Source organism: Streptomyces sp. MBT65, from assembly GCF_016612545.1.
GTDB lineage: Bacteria > Actinomycetota > Actinomycetes > Streptomycetales > Streptomycetaceae > Streptomyces.
Genome location: NZ_JAENRY010000190.1, coordinates 12473 through 29084, shown reverse-complemented (window position 1 = coordinate 29084; position 16612 = coordinate 12473). Strand labels below are relative to the sequence as shown.

Sequence of the window (16612 nt, the reverse complement as noted above, 5' to 3'; positions counted from 1 at the left end):
GTCCAACATGACCAAGATCGGCCCTGCCGGGGAGATCTCCCCGGCCGGGCCGATCTTGGTCATGTTGGACCGGTGGACCTCGGCGATCACCGCGTCGAGGTCGACGCCGTGGACGAGGGCGGTGCCGTACGCGACGTAGACGACGTCGGCCAGCTCGTGCGCGAGCCGGTCGAGGGGGCCGCTCACCGAGACCTCGGCGACCTCCGCGGCCTCTTCGGCGAGGAGTTCGCCCCGGTGGGCGGCGAGGTCGGGGGCGATCTCGGTGGGCGTGCTGCGGGCGTCGAGCCCGAAGGCCAGGTGGAATTCGCGGACCAGGTCGGCTGGCGAAGAACTCATGCCACGACCCTAGTGGCCGCCACTGACACTCCGGCCCGCCTGGGGTTTTCGGGGCGGGCAAGCCCGCAGACGCGGGTCGGCGCACACTCCCCCAGCCGCGTTGTCGTCGGCCACCGGCTCCCGACCACGCCCCGCCTTCGCTTTAGGGCCACCCGCGCCAGCCCCTGCTCACCGGCACCGATCAGCCACCATCGATTCGCTCCACCCCCGCCGCCATGCCCTGGTCAGCACCGCGCGCGGACTGGCAGGATCGCGCGCATGCTCAAGGTGTTCTCCCGTATCAGCAGGCGCCGGGCCCTCCAGGGGGCGGCCGCCGGCGTCGTCGCGTTCGGGCTGTTGCTCTGGTGGCTGCTGCCCTTGGGCGACGAGCCGCCGACCGGGACGATCACCTTCACCACCGGGACCCGGCTCGGGGTCTACCAGGAGTACGGCAAGCTCCTGCGCACCGAGCTGGACAAGGACATGCCGGGCCTCAAGGTGACGCTGGCGAACAGCGACGGGTCGCAGGAGAACGTCGCGCGCGTGGCGACCGGCGACGCCGACTTCACGATCGCCGCGGCCGACGCGGTGGGGGCGTACGAAATGGACGGCAAGCCTGGTGCGGCCGGGCTGCGCGGGGTCGCGCGGCTCTACGACGACTACGTCCAGCTGATCGTGCCGCGGGACTCGGCCATCGACTCGGTCACCGACCTTCGGGGCAAGCGGGTGGCCATAGGGCCGAACCGTTCGGGCGTGCGGCTGATCGCCAACCGGGTGCTGACGGCGGCCGGCATCGACCCGAAGAAGGCCATCAAGCCGCTGGCGGCCGGTATCGACACCGGTCCTGACCTGCTCAGGCGGGGCAAGATCGACGCGTTCTTCTGGTCGGGCGGGCTACCGACGGACGGGCTGAAGGACCTCGCCAAGAACTACGCGTTCCGGTTCGTGCCGATCGAGGCGAGCCTCGTGGCCAAGATGCACGAGGAGGGCGACGCCACCCGCTACTACCGTGCGACCAACATGCCGGAGTCGGCCTACCCCACCATCCAGCGGGGTTCCACCGTCCCGACGATCGCCGTGTCCAACCTGCTGATGACCCGCAAGGACGTGAACGCCCGGCTCACCGAATGGATCACCAAGACCGTGATCAAGAGCCGTGACGGCATCGGCAAACGCGTCCACTCCGCCCAACTGGTGGACCTGCGCACGGCGATCTACACCGACCCCCTGGTCCTGCACGAGGGCGCCCGGCGCTACTACCGCTCCGTCAAGCCGTAGCGCCCCAGGGCCCGTCCAGGCCCCTGGGCGGCCCGCTCGGGCCCGGAAACCCAACACCGGCCCCAGGGACGCCCGTTCAGGCCGTGGGCCCGCTCCTGGGCACCGACACGGTCACCGTGAGGCCGTGCGGTTCGTGGTGGTCGTACGTGAGCGAGCCGCCGCCCGCGGCCAGCAGGACCTGGGAGATGGACAGGCCCAGGCCGGAGCCCTTGATGTTCTGGTGGCGGCCGCTGCGCCAGAAGCGGTCGCCGACGCGGGCGAGTTCGTCCTCGGTGAGGCCCGGGCCGTGGTCCGTGACGACGACGGTCGAGGTCTCGCCGTTCGACGCGACCGTCACCTCGACGGACTCGTCCTCGGGCGTGAACTTCACCGCGTTGTCGATCACCGCGTCCAGAGCGCTGGACAGCGTGACCGGGTCGGCCCAGGCCGTGGTGGGCGGGCAACTGCCCACCAGGCGCACGCCCTTGGCCTCGGCGGTCGGTGCCCAGGCCGCGACGCGCTCGGCGGTGAGCGCGCCGATGTCGGTGATCCTGAGGTCCGCGTCCGCGTGCTCGGCCAGGGCCAGGTCGAGCAGGTCGTCCAGGACCTGGGTCAGGCGTTTGCCCTCGGTGCGGACCGAGGCGATCTCGTCGTTGTCCTCCGGCAGTTCGAGCGCGAGCAGTTCGATGCGCAGCAGCAGCGCCGAGAGCGGGTTGCGCAGCTGGTGCGAGGCGTCGGCGACGAAGGCGCGCTGCTGCTCCAGCACGTCCTCGACGTTGTCCGCCATCTCGTTGAACGAGCGGGCCAGACGCTGGAGTTCCGGCGGTCCGCCCGCGGCCGCGACCCGGGACTTGAGGCGTCCGGTGGCGATGTCGTGGGTGGTGGCGTCGAGGACCCGTACGGGGCGCAGGACCCAGCCGGTCAGCCGTAGGGCCGCGCCGACGGCCAGCAGCATCGCGGCGATCTCGCCGGCGCCGATCGTCAGCCAGCCGCGCAGGGTCCGTGAACGCATCGGCCCGGTGGGCGAGTCGGTGACCACGACCGCGATGACGTCGCCGTCCCGGATGACCGGCGAGGCGACGACCAGGCGGTGCCGCTGCCAGGGCCACACCTGCTCCGGGTCGTGGCTGCGGCGGCTGAGGAGCGCCTCGGCGAACGCGTCGCGCACCTCGCCCGTCTTGGGCAGCAGGAAGTCGTCCGGCGCGTTCGCCATGGAGGTGTCGGTGCGGTAGAAGACGCCCGCGCGGATGCCGTAGACCTCGTAGTAGCTGGCGAGTTCGCGGCCCAGGGTCTGCTGGCGCTCGTCCGGGATCGCGTCGGCGGGGCGTGTTCCCGTGGGGGCGTCGGTGACGAACTGGGCGAGTGCCGCGAACCGCGCGGTGTCGTCGATACGGTCGACGATGACCTTCTGTTGTTGTGCCCTGGCGACACTGATGGCGAGCGGGACGCCGAGCGCCAGCAGCACGGCCGCCATCAGGACGATGAGCAGCGGGAGAAGACGTGTACGCACCCGTGCCCGCTAAGCGGCCGGGACGACGAGCCGGTAACCGACGCCTCGTACGGTCTCGATCAGTGCGGGCATCCGCAGCTTGGCGCGCAGGGACGCGACATGCACCTCCAGGGTGCGTCCCGTGCCCTCCCAACTGGTGCGCCACACCTCGCTGATGATCTGCTCCCGCCGGAACACCACTCCTGGGCGCTGTGCCAGCAGTGCGAGCAGATCGAACTCCTTGCGGGTCAGTTGGACGATCGAACCGTCCACGCTGACCTGGCGGGTGGGCAGTTCGATGCGCACCGGGCCGAGCTTCAGCGCGGTGTCGCCGCCCCCGCTCGCGTCCTCGGCGACGCTGCGCCGGCTCACGGCGTGGATGCGGGCGAGCAGTTCCCCGGTGTCGTACGGCTTCACTACGTAGTCGTCGGCTCCGAGGTTGAGGCCGTGGATGCGGGAGCGCACGTCGGAGCGGGCGGTGACCATGATCACCGGGGTGCTGGTGCGTTTGCGGATCTTGCCGCAGACCTCGTAGCCGTCCTGGTCGGGCAGGCCGAGGTCGAGGAGGACGACACCGAAGACGTCGCCTTCCGGGACGAGTGCCTGGAGGGCCTCCTCGCCGCTGCGGGCGTGCGTGACGTCGAATCCGTGCCGCGCCAGGACCGCGGACAGAGCGGCGGCGACATGGTTGTCGTCCTCGACGAGGAGCAGTCGCATCCCGGCCCCCTCCGGTTCATCGTTCGTATGGTGTCGGCCTGTACAAAAGCACGTCTCACGCGCGCGTGCACCCAGGCAGTCACGCCGATGGACGAAGACGCCGTCAAGTGGGTTCCGGTTGCGCGCGGCTTCCGTTACCCAGCCGGTACGCATCCGGCCCGTCCGGCCGGTGAGCGTCTCGCCGACGAACTGCTACGACATGTGTCCGATTGCTATCCGATCGTGATGCTCAGATCTCGCTCAGATGTGATGACGCTGGTCGTAAGGCCTCACTACTGTCCTCCGCAACCGACGAGGACGGAGCCAGCAAGCGATGACCGAAGTATCGGTGGCCAAGGAAGATGTGGCCGCGACCGGCGAACTCGTCGTCCTGAAGAGCGTCAACAAGCACTTCGGCGCGTTGCACGTACTCCAGGACATCGATCTGACGATCGCCCGCGGCGAGGTCGTCGTGGTGATCGGGCCCTCCGGGTCCGGGAAGTCCACTCTGTGCCGCACCATCAACCGCCTGGAGACGACCGATTCGGGTTCGATCACGATCGACGGCAAGCCGCTGCCCCAGGAGGGCAGGGAGCTGGCCCGGTTGCGTGCGGACGTCGGGATGGTCTTCCAGTCCTTCAACCTCTTCGCGCACAAGACCGTGCTCGAGAACGTGATGCTGGGTCAGATCAAGGTCCGCAGGACCGACCGCAAGCAGGCCGAGGAGAAGGCCCGGGCACTGCTCGACCGGGTCGGCGTGGCCACACAGGCGGACAAGTACCCGGCCCAGCTGTCCGGCGGTCAGCAGCAGCGCGTCGCCATCGCGCGGGCGCTGGCCATGGACCCCAAGGTGATGCTCTTCGACGAGCCGACCTCGGCCCTCGACCCGGAGATGATCAATGAGGTGCTGGAGGTCATGCAGCAGCTCGCCCGGGACGGGATGACGATGATCGTCGTCACCCATGAGATGGGCTTCGCCCGCTCGGCCGCCAACCGAGTGGTGTTCATGGCCGACGGCCGCATCGTCGAAGAGGCCGTTCCGGACCAGTTCTTCAGCAACCCGCGCAGCGACCGGGCCAAGGACTTCCTGTCGAAGATCCTGCACCACTGACGAACGCTGCCGACCTCCGACGACCGCTGCCGAACACCGACGACCAGCGCCGCCGACCACTGACGATCAGCCACGACCTCTGACGAACACCGACAGCCAGCCACTGGCGGCCCGCCGACGACGGGCGGCCGCCGACTGCCGCTGAGGGTCCCGCACGCCCTCAGGGCCACCGTCACGCGCCCTGACGGGCCCTCATCTCCTCACCAGCCAAAGGAAGTTCACCATGAAGCTCCGCAAGGCCACCGTCTTCGCGACCACCGCTCTCGTCCTCTCGCTCGCCGCGACGGCCTGCGGCAGCAGCGACAAGGACGACGACTCGGGTTCGGGTTCCAGCGGCGGCGGCAAGATCAAGATCGGCATCAAATTCGACCAGCCGGGCCTCGGCCTGAAGCAGCCGGACGGGTCGTACGCCGGCTTCGACGTGGACGTGGCGACCTATGTGGCCGGGCAGCTCGGCTACAAGGCCAGTCAGATCGAGTGGGTCGAGACCAAGAGCGCCGACCGCGAGAACGCGCTGTCACGCGGTGACGTCAAGTTCATCGCGGCCACGTACTCGATCAACGACGAGCGCAAGCAGAAGGTCGACTTCGCCGGCCCCTACCTGCTGGCCCACCAGGACCTGCTCGTCAAGAAGGACTCGACGATCGCGAAGGCCACGGACCTCAACGGCAAGAACCTCTGTTCCGTGACCGGCTCGACCTCGGCGCAGAACATCAAGGACAAGATCGCCCCGAAGGCCAACCTCCGTGAGAACGCGGGCTACTCGGAGTGCATCGCGGCCCTCCAGAGCGGTGCCGTCGACGCGGTGACCACCGACGACTCGATCCTCGCGGGCTTCGCCTCGCAGGACAAGTTCAAGGGCCAGTTCAAGCTCGCCGGCCTCAAGCTCAGCAACGAGAACTACGGCATCGGCGTCAAGAAGGGCGACTCCGCGACCGTCACCAAGATCAACACCGCGCTGGAGAAGATGGTCAGCAGCGGCGCCTGGGAGACCGCGGTCACTAAGAACTTCGGCCCGGCCGACTACAAGAACGAGCCCGCCCCGAAGATCGGCGACATCGTCAAGTAAGCCCGAGGAAACCCCGGTAAGGCAGGCCCCATACCCGGAAGCGCGGGAGATCGTGTTCGACTTTCTTCAAGGTTATGACGTCCTCGGGGCGTTCTGGATGACGGTGAAACTGACCGTCCTCTCCGCCCTCGGCTCCCTGGTCTGGGGCACACTGCTGGCCGGCATGCGGGTCAGCCCGGTCCCACTGATGCGTGGTTTCGCCACCTTCTACGTCAACACCGTCCGGAACATCCCCCTGACGGTCATCATCGTCTTCACCTCGCTCGGCCTCGCCGACATCTTCGGCGTCACCATGGGCGCGTCCGACGACTTCAAGGTGCAGGGTTTCCGGCTGGCACTGCTGGGCCTCGCGGCGTACCACGCGGCCTTCGTCTGTGAGGCGGTGCGCTCCGGCATCAACACCGTGCCCGTCGGACAGGCGGAGGCTGCCCGCGCCATCGGGCTGAGCTTCAGTCAGGTGCTGCGGATCATCATCCTTCCGCAGGCGTTCCGCGCGGTCATCACACCGCTGGCCAACGTCCTGATCGCCCTGACCAAGAACACCACCGTGGCGGCCGCGATCGGTGTCGCCGAGGCGGCCGCCCTGATGAAGACGATGATCGAGAACGAGGCACAGACGGTCGCCATCGGCGCGGTCTTCGCACTGGGCTTCGTGGTACTGACCCTGCCCACCGGCCTCTTCCTCGGCTGGCTGGGCAAGCGAATGGCGGTGAAGCGATGACCTCCGTCCTCTACGACGCGCCCGGCCCCCGCGCCAAGCGGCGCAACGTGCTCCTCTCGGTCGTGTTCTTCGTCCTGCTCGCCCTCTTCTTGTGGTGGATCTGGCAGACGATGGACGACAAGGGCCAGCTGAAGTGGGCCCTGTGGCAGCCGTTCACCACGTCGGACGCCTGGACGACGTACCTGCTGCCGGGCCTCGGCGACACCCTGAAGGCCGCCGGTCTCGCCATGGTGATCGCCCTCCCCCTGGGCGCGTTCTTCGGTATCGCCCGGATGTCCGACCACCGGTGGGTGCGCGTCCCCGCCGGAGTGGTGGTCGAGTTCTTCCGCTCGATCCCGGTCCTCCTGCTGATGCTCTTCGCGAACGAGTTCTACGTCCGCTCCACGAGCATCGGCAGCGAGGAACGGCCCCTGTACGCCGTCGTCACCGGCCTGGTGCTCTACAACGCCTCGGTGCTCGCCGAGATCGTCAGGGCGGGCATTCTGTCCCTTCCCAAGGGGCAGACGGAGGCCGCGCACGCGATCGGTCTGCGCAAGGGCCAGACGATGACGAGCATCCTGCTCCCGCAGTCCGTCACCGTCATGCTGCCGGCCATCGTCAGCCAGCTCGTGGTCATCGTGAAGGACACCGCGCTGGGCGGCGTGATGCTGGGCTTCACCGAGCTGCTCAACGCACGCAGCACCCTGGCGGCCAACTACGCCAATGTGGTCGCGAGCTTCATCGTCGTCGGGATCATCTACATCCTGCTGAACCTCGTCCTCACCACCTTCGCGAGCTGGCTGGAGCGCAGGCTGCGGCGCAGCAAGAAGAGCACGGGCGCGACCGTCGCCCTCGAGGACGCCACGGGGCTCAACCCCGCACAGGTGGGGGGCGGCTTCGGAACCGGCGCCGACGGCACGATCTGATGATCGGTCAAGTGGCGTGAACGACACGGAGGCAGTGGCATGATCGCCACTGCCTCCGTCACTTGACGCAAGCACCGGCAATGGGTTGCATACGTTCTGTGATCGTGCACCCTGCTCCAACTTCCTGTTCACATGCGTCCCTGAGGACACCGTCACGGGCAGGGGGCGCCGCACCGTGGACCCGGTGATCATCGTCGGGGCGGGGCCCGTGGGGCTCACGCTCGCCCTGGCACTGGCGCGGCAGGAGGTGCCCTCCGTCGTCCTCGACGAGGGTCCCGGCAAGGACGAGCAACGCCTCGCGCGCACCGTCGTCCTGCGCGAGGACACCACGGCACTCCTGGAGAGGCTGACCGGCATGCCGCTCGGCGGGGCCGGGACGCACTGGGCCGGATGGCGGTCGATGCGGCGCAAGCAGGTGATGCGCGAGATCACGTTCGACGACACCGAGCCCGCCCCCCTGCACATCGCCCAGCACGTCCTCACCGGCGCCCTCCGCCAGGCCCTCGCGGGCGAACGGCTCGTGAGGATCGCCGTGGACAACCGCCTCGACTCGCTCGAACAGGAGCCCTCGGGCGTCACCGCCCACACCCGCGGCCCCCACGGCACCTGGTGGCGCGGCAGTCACCTGGTCGGCTGCGACGGCCCGCGCTCGACCGTGCGCAAGCTCCTGGACATCCGCTTCCCCGGCCGTACGGCGGTGGAGCGACACGCCGTGGCCGCGCTGCGTACGGAACTTCCCTGGCCCGACCAGGCGTTGTTGCATCGGGTGCCGCCGTGGCGGACGTCCGGACCCTCGGCCGCGGAGGTCACCGGACGCCCCCTCCCGGACGGCGTGTGGCGCCTGGACTGGCTGCTGCCGCCGGGCAAGGACCTGGTCACCCCCGAGCTGCTGCTGGCCCGCATCCGGGAGACGCTGGCGGGCTGGACCGAGGGCCCGACACCGCCGTACGAACTGCTCGACACGGGAGTGCACACCGTGCACCACCGGCTCGCGCGCCGGTGGCGGGTGGGGCGGGTGTTTCTCGCCGGGGACGCGGCGCATCTGCTGGGGGCGCTCGGGACGCAGGGGCTGGACGAAGGGCTGCGGGACGCCGACAACCTCGCCTGGAAGCTGGCCCTGGCCTGGCACCACGGGCCGCACGAGGCGCTGCTCGACAGCTATCAGGCGGAGCGGCGGGCCGTTGTCGCGGCCCGGCTGCGCGCCGCCGACCAGGCGCTGCCGCTGGTGCGCGGCGGCGCCGGGCTGCGCGCGGTCGTGCCCGGCTCGGCCCGCGGCCATGACGTGCTGCTCACGGACGGTCACCTGGGGCACGGCGCGCTCGGTGCGCCGGGGGCGTACGCCGACTCGCCGCTCGCGCCCCAATACATCGAGGCGGAGGTCCCCGTCGACACCCCGCCCGGTGCACCGATCGCCGATGTCCTGGTCACCGCCGAGGACGGCGCCTCCGTACGGCTGCGGGACCGCCTCGGGCGCGGCTCCCTGCTGGTCGTCCTGGTCGCGCCGGGCACGGGCGTGTGGGAGCGAAAGCACTGGGTGACCGCCGGAATCATGCCCCGCCTGGCGGCCGCGGTGACGGCGCTGCCGCACCCGGCCGAGCTGCTGGTCGCCGAGACCTACCCGGGCGCCGCCGCCCACACCGTCCTGCTCGTACGGCCCGACGGTCACCTGGTCACCGCGTTGAGCGGGGTCCGCCCGGCCGACCTGTACGCGGCGGCCGAGGCGACCGTGGGCGGCCCGACGAAGACGGAGGCCACGGCCGGTTCCCGCTGAGGCCTCCGTACCCGAACTGTCCACATAGTGACGCTGAGTTGACCGACACGCACCGCCGTGCTGTACTCCGGATCATGACCGACACCTCTGTCCATCTCTGGCGGAAGGTCCATCTGGACCTCGTCCGCTATGTGGGCTGCGTCTGTCACGTCTCCTGCTGAATTCGCATCTCTCTCACTCGCGCGCACCACGTCTGTGTGTCCGCGCGCGCCTTCGCGAACTCTCATCAGGACGGTGCACGTGTCTGCCTCCCCTTCTGCCTCCGTGTCCCCCGGCGCGCCCGCCCAGGCCCCGACGCAGGCGGACCTGCTCGACTTCGTCCGGCGTACGGCCGCCGACGCCGAGCTGATCGCCTCGCTCCCCCTCGACCCCGAGGGCCGCACCTGGGTGCGGCTCGAGGGTCCCGGCGGCAGCGAGGCCTGGCTGATCGGCTGGCCGCCCGGCAGCGGGACGGGCTGGCACGACCACGCCGAGTCGGTCGGCGCCTTCCTCACCGCGGCCGGCGAACTCAAGGAGAACTCGCTCGCCGCTCGACTCCCGAGCGACGGCTGGAAGACCCTCGAACTGGAAGAGGGCGTGGACCGCGAGCGCCGGCTGCCGATCGGCAAGGGCCGCGCCTTCGGCCGCCACCACGTCCACGAGGTGCTCAACGAGTCCACCGAGGAGCACGCGATCTCGGTCCACGCCTACTACCCGCCGCTCCCGCAGATCCGCCGCTACAGCCGCACCGGCCCGGTGCTGCGCCTGGAGCAGGTCGAGCGCCCGGAGGACTGGCAGTGAGTGCCGTACGCGAACAGCCGCTCGGCATAGACGAGTTGCTGGAGCGGGTGCGCGCGAACTACGAGCGGATCGAGGCACGGGCGGCGTACGACGCGGCCCGCGCCGGCGAGGCCCTGCTGGTCGACATCCGCTACGCCGCCCTGCGCGACCGGGACGGCCTCGTCCCCGGCGCCCTGGTCGTCGAGCGCAACGAACTGGAGTGGCGCCTGGACCCCCAGGGCAGCCACCGCGCCCCCGAGGCCACCGGTCACGACCTGCGCGTCGTGGTGATCTGCAACGAGGGCTACGCCTCCACCCTGGCAGCCGCGTCCCTGCACCAACTGGGCCTGCACCGCGCGACCGACCTCGTCGGCGGCTTCCAGGCCTGGAAGGCGGCGGGACTGCCCGTCACGTCGTAGACACTCTGTCTACGACGTGACAGTCCGGCTCGCTCAGGATTCGTCGGAGGGGCAGTAGAGCGGGGCGGTGTCGCGTTGGTCCGGGTGATCAGGCGGGCCGGTGTGGTGGCGATCTTCTCCACCTTCTCCTTACGGAGAAGGCTGATGGTGTTGGTGACGGCCAGTTCGCCGGTGTCCTTGGCCGAGTTGGAGACGGTGGCGGCGAAACGGCCGTCCTTGAGGGCGGCGAGTGCCTCGTCGGTGCCGTTGACCGTCACGATCTTTACCTTCTTGCCGCCGACCGCGTCGAAGGCCTTGCGGGCGGCGAACGCCATCTCCTCGTTGGCGACGAAGGCGTAGTCCAGATCGGGATGCGCCTTGATCATGCCGTCGGCCACGGTCTTCGCCTTCGCGGCGACGAACATGGCGGGCTGGTTCGCGACCACCTTCACGTTCGCCGGCAGCCCCTTGGTGAATCCGCCGACGAGCAGGTCGGAGGCGGCACCGGGGGCGCCCGCGATGACGGCCACCTGCACCTCGCGCCCCGCGGCGTCCTCCTCGATCCACCCGGCGTCCAGCCTGCCCACGCCCTTCAGGTCGACGACGACGGCCCCGAGGATGTCGGACGGGTCGGCGCTGACCGAGGTCAGGAAGATCGGGATGTGCGCCTTCTTGGCCTGGGCGATGTCGCTCTTGAGCGCGGTGGTGTCGACGGTCTGCACGATGATCGCGTCGACATGGCGCGCGATCATGGCCTGGATGTTGGCCAGTTCCTGCGCGGCGTCCTGATGCGAGTCGGCCGTGACGAGCTTCGCGAAGTTGCTCCTGGCGGTGTTCTCGATCGACTCCCGCAGGCAGGTGTGGAACTCGGTGCTGCCGCCGTTGACGAACCCGAGAACGGTGGGCCCGTCGTGGGCGGGCGTGGCACCGGACTCCAGTCCGCAGCCACTCGATAAGAGACAGATACCGACCAGGAGGACCACCGGCGTTCTTCGGTGGTGAGCGGTCAGGGACAAGAACAAGGGGGCCGCCTTTCAGCGCGTGCGAGGACCGGTCGGCGATGTGGCCGGAGGCACTCGGGCAGGCCTGACTGCGGCTCAGCAGGCGGGGAGGGCCGAGGGTCGGCAAGCGCGAAGGCCTGGGGTCGGCAGCCGAAGCTACCGTCACGCCAAACATGCGCACCCTCTGCGGAGCGCACGCTAAGTGTGCGCAGTACGCATGCTTTGGTGACGCGAGTGACGTCCGGGACGGGCGACCGGCGGTTTCCTCGCTCACTCCCGGGCGGTGGCCACCGTGACCGCCCGGACCCGGAGCGCCATACGCCCGGGGAGCGCCGTGGCGACGAGCGCGAGGGTCCCGGCCACCGCGACCACCGTGAGATACACGAGGGGTGTCACCGACGGTGCCGTTCGGCCGGTCATGCCGACGCTGAACGCGGTCAGGACGGCGAGGGCGATACCGCTGCCGAGCACCGTGGCGAGCAACAGCACCGACAGCGCCTCGGTGCGCAGCATCCGCAGCACCTGACGGCGGGTCGCCCCGGCGAGGCGGAGCAGCGCGAACTCCCGAACACGCTCCGCGACCGACATGGCAAGCGTGTTGACCACGGCGATGGCCGTGAACGCCAGGACGAGCCCCATGGCCAGGTAGTTGACCTCGGCGTTCGCCTGCTGCCGCTGCGCCTGGAGCGAGTCGGCGGCGGCCGGCGCGAGAATCCGGATACCCGGGAACTCACGGAGGGTAGTCGCGAGTTGTGTCTGTGTACGGGGCGTGCTGACGAGGACGGAGGAGGCGAGCGGGTTGTCGACATGCCGGGCGACGAGATCGTGCGCGAAGGTGAGATCGCCGAAGCCGAGACCCCTGGCGTAGACGGCGACGACGGTGAGCGTGACGGGCGTGCCGTCGCCGAGTGTCAGCTTCAGAGTGCTGCCGGGCCTCAAGTGCAGCTGGTCCGCGGCCAGTTCGCTCACGGCCGCGGTGTGCCCGGTGAGGTGGCCGAGCGATCCGGCTGTGACATCGGGGTCCCAGGTGCGGGTGAGTCCGGCGGGCGTGACGCCTTGGGCCGCGTATTTGTCGAGGCCCACACGGACGGTCGTACGGACGACTTCGGTGACGACGTCGTGCCGTGCGCGAAGTCGGCGCGCGGCCTCGGCCGGGACCCCCGGGCCCCGGGAGGCGACGACCCAGTCGGCGCGGACGCCTTCGCGGACCTGGGCGCGGGCGGCGTCACCGAGGGTGGGCTGGACGAACAGCACGGTGCAGGTCATGCCGATCAGGAGAGTGAGGGGGGTGACGACGGAGGCCATACGAGTGGCATTGCCCCGGAGATTGGCAACGGCGAGCCGACCGCACGGACCGGTGCGCCGGAGCGGGCCACCGGCCACGAGAGTGACCGCTTTCACGAGGAGCGGTCCGAGGAGAGCGACGGAGGTGGACAGGACAATAACGGCGAGGAAGGTCACAGGGGTTGAGGCGGGTTCGGTGCGCAGCGTGCTGAGCAGGGCGACGAGGGCGACGCCGAGCGCGAGGAGGACGAGGCCGGTGAGGAGGCGTGCCCATGTGGGGCGGATGCGCTGAAGCCGGGTGCGTTTGGACCGGGGGGCGGCTTCTGCTCGGGTTCCGAGGGCGGCTCCCGGTTCTGCCTCGGACTCGGCGAGTGCCTGCGCCGGGCGGATCTTGGCGATGCGGCGAGAGGCGACTCGGGCGGCGGCCCAGGCGCCGAACACGGTCACGGCCAGGGCGGCCAGCGGTGGGACGAAGCCGGTGGTGTGGCGGGGATGGCGCCCAGGACGATGAACCTGTCGTACAACCAGGCGCCCAGGGGTAGTCCGAGCAGTGCGCCCGCGGTACCGGCGAGCGTGCCGACGATCAGAGCCTCGCGGCCCAGGAGTCTGCGGATCTGGCCGGAGGTGGCGGCCACCGCGCGGAGCAGGGCGAGTTCGCGGTGGCGCTGTCGGACGGAGAGCGCGAAGGTGCCGACGACCACAAGGATTGCCACGAGCAGCGAGGTACCGCCCATCGCACCACCCATGCTGACCAGCCTGATCCTGGCCGCGGCGGCGTCCAGGAACTCGACGGGGCCGCGTGCGTCGCCGGTGGTTACTTGGGCGGTGGCGCTGATCCGAGCGGTGGTGCCGTGTGAGGTGGCGGAGCTGGGGAGTGCCGTGGTTCCGGTGTGGTGCGTGGTGTTGGCGTACGGGGCGGTGTCGGCGTCCGGCACGGTTCCGGCATGCGGCGCGGTTCCGGCATGCGGCGCGACCGTGCCGGTGTGCGGTGCGGTTTCGGGGTGGGGCGCGCTGGTTCCGTGCAGCGCCGCGACGACGGCTTGCCGTAGCTGAGCCGTGCTCGTGCCCTTGGCCGGGGGTACGCCGAACGCGGTGACCTGCCCGGGGTGCCCGGCCAGACGGCGGGCCTCGGCGGTGGAGAAGAAGAGCGACGTCTGATGGCGTACGGCGGTGCCGGGAGCGGCAATTCCGGTGATCCGGTAGCTGCGCGGGGCCTGCGTCGACTGGACGGTGAGACGGTCACCGGGCCGGAGGTGGGCCCGTTCGGCGAGGTCGCGGTCGATGACGAGATCGGTCGCGGCCTGCGGAGCGCTTCCGGTGACAAGCCGGTACGGAGTCAGCGCGGCGGAGTCCCAGGCGTGTCCGTAGGCGGTCCGGCCACCGGTGCCGGTGGGGGGCAACGGCTGGGCCAGAAAGGTCAGTTCGGGCACGACGCGAGCGACACCCGGGGTCCGTGCGAGCGTGCTCTCCAGGCTCGCGGGGAGCCAGGCGCGCTCGGCGATCGGTTTCGCCTTGCGCTTGACCTTGGTCTTGCCCTTCTTGTGTTTGACGGAGGTCCGGTGGACGTTCTGGTCGGCGGAGACCACGACGGGGCTCGCCGCGTAGCGCTCGGTGCGGATGGTGCCGCGCAGACCGGTGTCGAGAAGGGTGCCGCACGCCGTGATGAGGGCGGCCGCGCACATCAGGGCGAGGAAGGCGCCGAGGAAACCGACCTTGCGGGCGCGGACGGACCGGAGGGCGTAGCGCAGCATCATGAGGGCTCGGTCTCTCTTCTGTTGTGTCCCGGGGCGGCGTCGACAGGGTGTGCAAGGGCGACTTCGGCACCGGCGTCGGCATCAGCGCCCGCATCCGATTCGACGTCGGCATCGGCATCGGCATCGGCATCGGCATCGGCATCGATGAGAGGAGCTGGGAAGGCCAGGAACCGGGTGAGTACGGTGCGCGCGCCAGCCGGCGTCTCGGCTTCGGGGCGCTTGTAGCGGTTGAGGAGGGCGATGTACTCCTCGAAGAACGCCCGGAGTTCTGGCTGGGTCAGCCGGATGGTGCCGCGTGAGTAAGGGAACGCGTCCGCCCATGGTCCGGTCTCGGCGGAGTCCCGCTGGAGCCGCTCGAAGAGCTCGAGATCGGCGGCGTACGCATGGTGGTTGAGCTCGTCCATGACGTGCCGCATCTCGGCACTCTGACGGCTGCGCGGCGGAAAGCGCCGGTCACCGGGAACGGCCCGCCACCAACGCTCACGGCCATGGCCGGGCGCGCCCTCCGCCCCCGTTTCCCCATCCTCTTCGGCGCCCCCTGCTCCGACCCTCGTCGTAGGCGTCTCCGTCTCCTCGACAAAGCCGTAGCGGGCGAGTTCACGCAAGTGGTAGCTGGTGGAACCGGTGTTCAGGCCCAGCGCGCGGGCGAGCGTGGCCGAGGTCGCGGGGCCGTGCAGGGTGAGGTGCTGGAGCATGCGCTGGCGGCGGGGCTGCGCGAGGGCCTTCAGCGCGGCGAGATCGGAGAGTTCGACCGGGGCGGGTGTCGCCGGGGTCCGCTCGGCGGGTGTCTCCACGCCGGGTGAGCCGGGTGGGCCGGGTTCCTGTGCCATGCGTACACAGTCGTTTGTGCACAGGTGTCTGTGCACTGCGGCAATCCGGCGTCTTCAGCAGGGGGTTAGCCCTACCCCCGAGGACCGCCCGATGCTTGCCTGAACGCGGTCGGCACCCCCGCGCGTCCACCGTGTTCAGGACGTTCGCATCACCGAGGGATCAGGATCGGATCGGATCCAGATCAGTTCCGGAACGGCTCCGGATCAGTTCCAGACGGTTCTGGACGACTCCGGACCGATTTCGGATCAGTACCCCTCGTCCCCGAGGAACTCCGTGTCCTCGCCCTCTTCCTCCAGCGCCTGCCGGACCACTCTGAGGGCCATGCCCTGGGAGTAGCCCTTGCGGGCCAGCATGCCCGCAAGGCGGCGCAGCCTCTTGTCGCGGTCGAGGCCCTGGGTGGACCGCAGTTTACGGTCGACCAGTTCGCGGGCCGTCGTCTCTTCCTGCTCGGGGTCGAGCTGGGAGACGGCCTCGTCGATCAGCGTCGAATCGACGCCCTTGGTGCGCAGCTCCTGGGCGAGCGCGCGCCGAGCCAGGCCCCGGCCGTGGTGCCGGGACTCCACCCAGGCGTCCGCGAACGCACCGTCGTTGATCAGTCCGACCTCCTCGAACCGCGACAGCACCTCGTCCGCCACCTCGTCCGGGATCTCCCGCTTGCGCAGGGCGTCCGCGAGTTGCTTGCGGGTGCGCGGGTTCCCGGTGAGCAGGCGCAGGCAGATGCCCCGCGCCCGCTCGGCCGGGTCCGCCGGCGGCTCCTCCTTCTCGGCCCTCGACGAGGAGAAGTCACCTCCGTCCTCTCCGGACGACTCGCCGAAGCCGCGACCACGGCCACGGCGCCCACGCCTACCGCGCGCGCCGTCACCGCGCGCCGTAGACCCTTGCGAGTCGCCCTCGCCACGCGCTCCACGGCTGCGGCGCGAGCCACGGCCGGGTGCGTCGTCGGCGGCGGACCCTTCGCCGGGGTCGCCGGGCGACATGCCGCCGGGCGCCGAGCTCCTGAAGAGCCGGTCGGTGCCCGCCGAACCATCGCCGGGCTCCGGGCCGCCGAATGGCGGACCGGTCTCACCGGCGAAACCCCCGAAGCCGCCGGCCGACCATTCGCCACCCGGCTCGTCGCCGTACGGCCCGTCCGTGCCGTACGGCTCCTCGGGGCCGCCGTCCGCACCGTAGGCCGGGCCGTCGCCGCCTCCCCCGCGCCCCTGTGGGGCGCCGGGATACGCGTACTCGGCCCAGTCCGTTCGTCGTGTCACG

The 16612-nt window shown here is 70.3% G+C and carries 13 protein-coding genes and 3 pseudogenes; 8 read left to right on the top strand and 8 right to left on the bottom strand.

Annotated features, from left to right (window positions below):
- A partial coding sequence (locus JHN63_RS33880; RefSeq protein WP_200687964.1) for a MazG nucleotide pyrophosphohydrolase domain-containing protein occupies window positions 1-336 on the bottom strand: 336 nt, incomplete at its 3' end.
- 258 nt (window positions 337-594) lie between these two features.
- Between JHN63_RS33880 and JHN63_RS33875 the strand changes: the two genes are divergently transcribed.
- Window positions 595-1593, top strand: a complete 999-nt coding sequence (locus JHN63_RS33875) for a TAXI family TRAP transporter solute-binding subunit (RefSeq protein ID WP_200687962.1) — start codon at window positions 595-597, stop codon at window positions 1591-1593.
- 76 nt (window positions 1594-1669) lie between these two features.
- Here the strand turns inward: JHN63_RS33875 and JHN63_RS33870 are convergent, their stop codons facing one another.
- Complete coding sequence (locus JHN63_RS33870; protein WP_200687960.1) at window positions 1670-3082, bottom strand: HAMP domain-containing sensor histidine kinase; 1413 nt, start codon at window positions 3080-3082, stop codon at window positions 1670-1672.
- A gap of 9 nt (window positions 3083-3091) precedes the next feature.
- The gene (locus JHN63_RS33865) at window positions 3092-3778 is read right to left on the bottom strand and encodes a response regulator transcription factor (protein ID WP_200687958.1); all 687 of its coding nucleotides are present in this window, start codon (window positions 3776-3778) and stop codon (window positions 3092-3094) included.
- Window positions 3779-4091: 313 nt separating this feature from the next.
- On the opposite strand from JHN63_RS33865, the gene JHN63_RS33860 reads away from it, so the two are divergent.
- The 7 genes from JHN63_RS33860 to JHN63_RS33830 all read left to right on the top strand — a co-directional run bounded on the left by JHN63_RS33860 (window position 4092) and on the right by JHN63_RS33830 (window position 10512).
- Complete coding sequence (locus JHN63_RS33860) at window positions 4092-4868, top strand: amino acid ABC transporter ATP-binding protein (RefSeq protein ID WP_200687956.1); 777 nt, start codon at window positions 4092-4094, stop codon at window positions 4866-4868.
- Between the two features lie 223 nt (window positions 4869-5091).
- A complete protein-coding gene (locus tag JHN63_RS33855) occupies window positions 5092-5937 on the top strand; it encodes a glutamate ABC transporter substrate-binding protein (protein ID WP_200687954.1) in 846 nt (281 codons plus the stop codon).
- A gap of 52 nt (window positions 5938-5989) precedes the next feature.
- Complete coding sequence (locus JHN63_RS33850) at window positions 5990-6658, top strand: amino acid ABC transporter permease (protein ID WP_200687952.1); 669 nt, start codon at window positions 5990-5992, stop codon at window positions 6656-6658.
- Window positions 6655-7563, top strand: a complete 909-nt coding sequence (locus tag JHN63_RS33845; RefSeq protein WP_200687950.1) for an amino acid ABC transporter permease — start codon at window positions 6655-6657, stop codon at window positions 7561-7563. The genes JHN63_RS33850 and JHN63_RS33845 overlap by 4 nt, the downstream gene beginning before the upstream one ends.
- Before the next feature lie 175 nt (window positions 7564-7738).
- A complete protein-coding gene (locus tag JHN63_RS33840; protein WP_200687948.1) occupies window positions 7739-9334 on the top strand; it encodes an FAD-dependent monooxygenase in 1596 nt (531 codons plus the stop codon).
- A 264-nt stretch (window positions 9335-9598) separates the two neighbouring features.
- Complete coding sequence (locus JHN63_RS33835; RefSeq protein WP_200687968.1) at window positions 9599-10114, top strand: cysteine dioxygenase; 516 nt, start codon at window positions 9599-9601, stop codon at window positions 10112-10114.
- Entirely contained in the window at window positions 10111-10512 is a 402-nt protein-coding gene (locus JHN63_RS33830; protein ID WP_200687946.1) for a rhodanese-like domain-containing protein, read from the top strand. Before JHN63_RS33835 ends, JHN63_RS33830 begins: the two co-directional genes overlap by 4 nt.
- Before the next feature lie 33 nt (window positions 10513-10545).
- Here the strand turns inward: JHN63_RS33830 and JHN63_RS33825 are convergent.
- The 5 genes and pseudogenes from JHN63_RS33825 to recX all read right to left on the bottom strand — a co-directional run bounded on the left by JHN63_RS33825 (window position 10546) and on the right by recX (window position 16611).
- Window positions 10546-11507 (bottom strand): annotated as a pseudogene (locus tag JHN63_RS33825) (sugar ABC transporter substrate-binding protein).
- 255 nt (window positions 11508-11762) lie between these two features.
- Window positions 11763-13603 (bottom strand): annotated as a pseudogene (locus JHN63_RS33820) (FtsX-like permease family protein); the annotation flags it as partial.
- A 186-nt stretch (window positions 13604-13789) separates the two neighbouring features.
- A pseudogene (locus tag JHN63_RS54830) lies at window positions 13790-14530 on the bottom strand (ABC transporter permease); the annotation flags it as partial.
- Entirely contained in the window at window positions 14527-15324 is a 798-nt protein-coding gene (locus JHN63_RS33815; protein WP_307782046.1) for a helix-turn-helix domain-containing protein, read from the bottom strand. The gene JHN63_RS33815 and the pseudogene JHN63_RS54830, both read right to left, overlap by 4 nt.
- Window positions 15325-15606: 282 nt before the next feature.
- Window positions 15607-16611 carry a recombination regulator RecX gene (gene recX / locus JHN63_RS33810; protein WP_200687943.1) on the bottom strand — a complete coding sequence of 335 codons (1005 nt, stop codon included), beginning with the start codon at window positions 16609-16611 and terminating at the stop codon, window positions 15607-15609.
- Between the last annotated feature and the right edge of the window lies 1 nt (window position 16612).

Coding starts and splice junctions, on each gene's coding strand:
- JHN63_RS33875 (WP_200687962.1), top strand. CDS start 595: ATGCTCAAGGTGTTCTCCCGTATCAGCAGGCGCCGGGCCCTCCAGGGG.
- JHN63_RS33865 (WP_200687958.1), bottom strand. CDS start 3,778: ATGCGACTGCTCCTCGTCGAGGACGACAACCATGTCGCCGCCGCTCTG.
- JHN63_RS33860 (WP_200687956.1), top strand. CDS start 4,092: ATGACCGAAGTATCGGTGGCCAAGGAAGATGTGGCCGCGACCGGCGAA.
- JHN63_RS33855 (WP_200687954.1), top strand. CDS start 5,092: ATGAAGCTCCGCAAGGCCACCGTCTTCGCGACCACCGCTCTCGTCCTC.
- JHN63_RS33845 (WP_200687950.1), top strand. CDS start 6,655: ATGACCTCCGTCCTCTACGACGCGCCCGGCCCCCGCGCCAAGCGGCGC.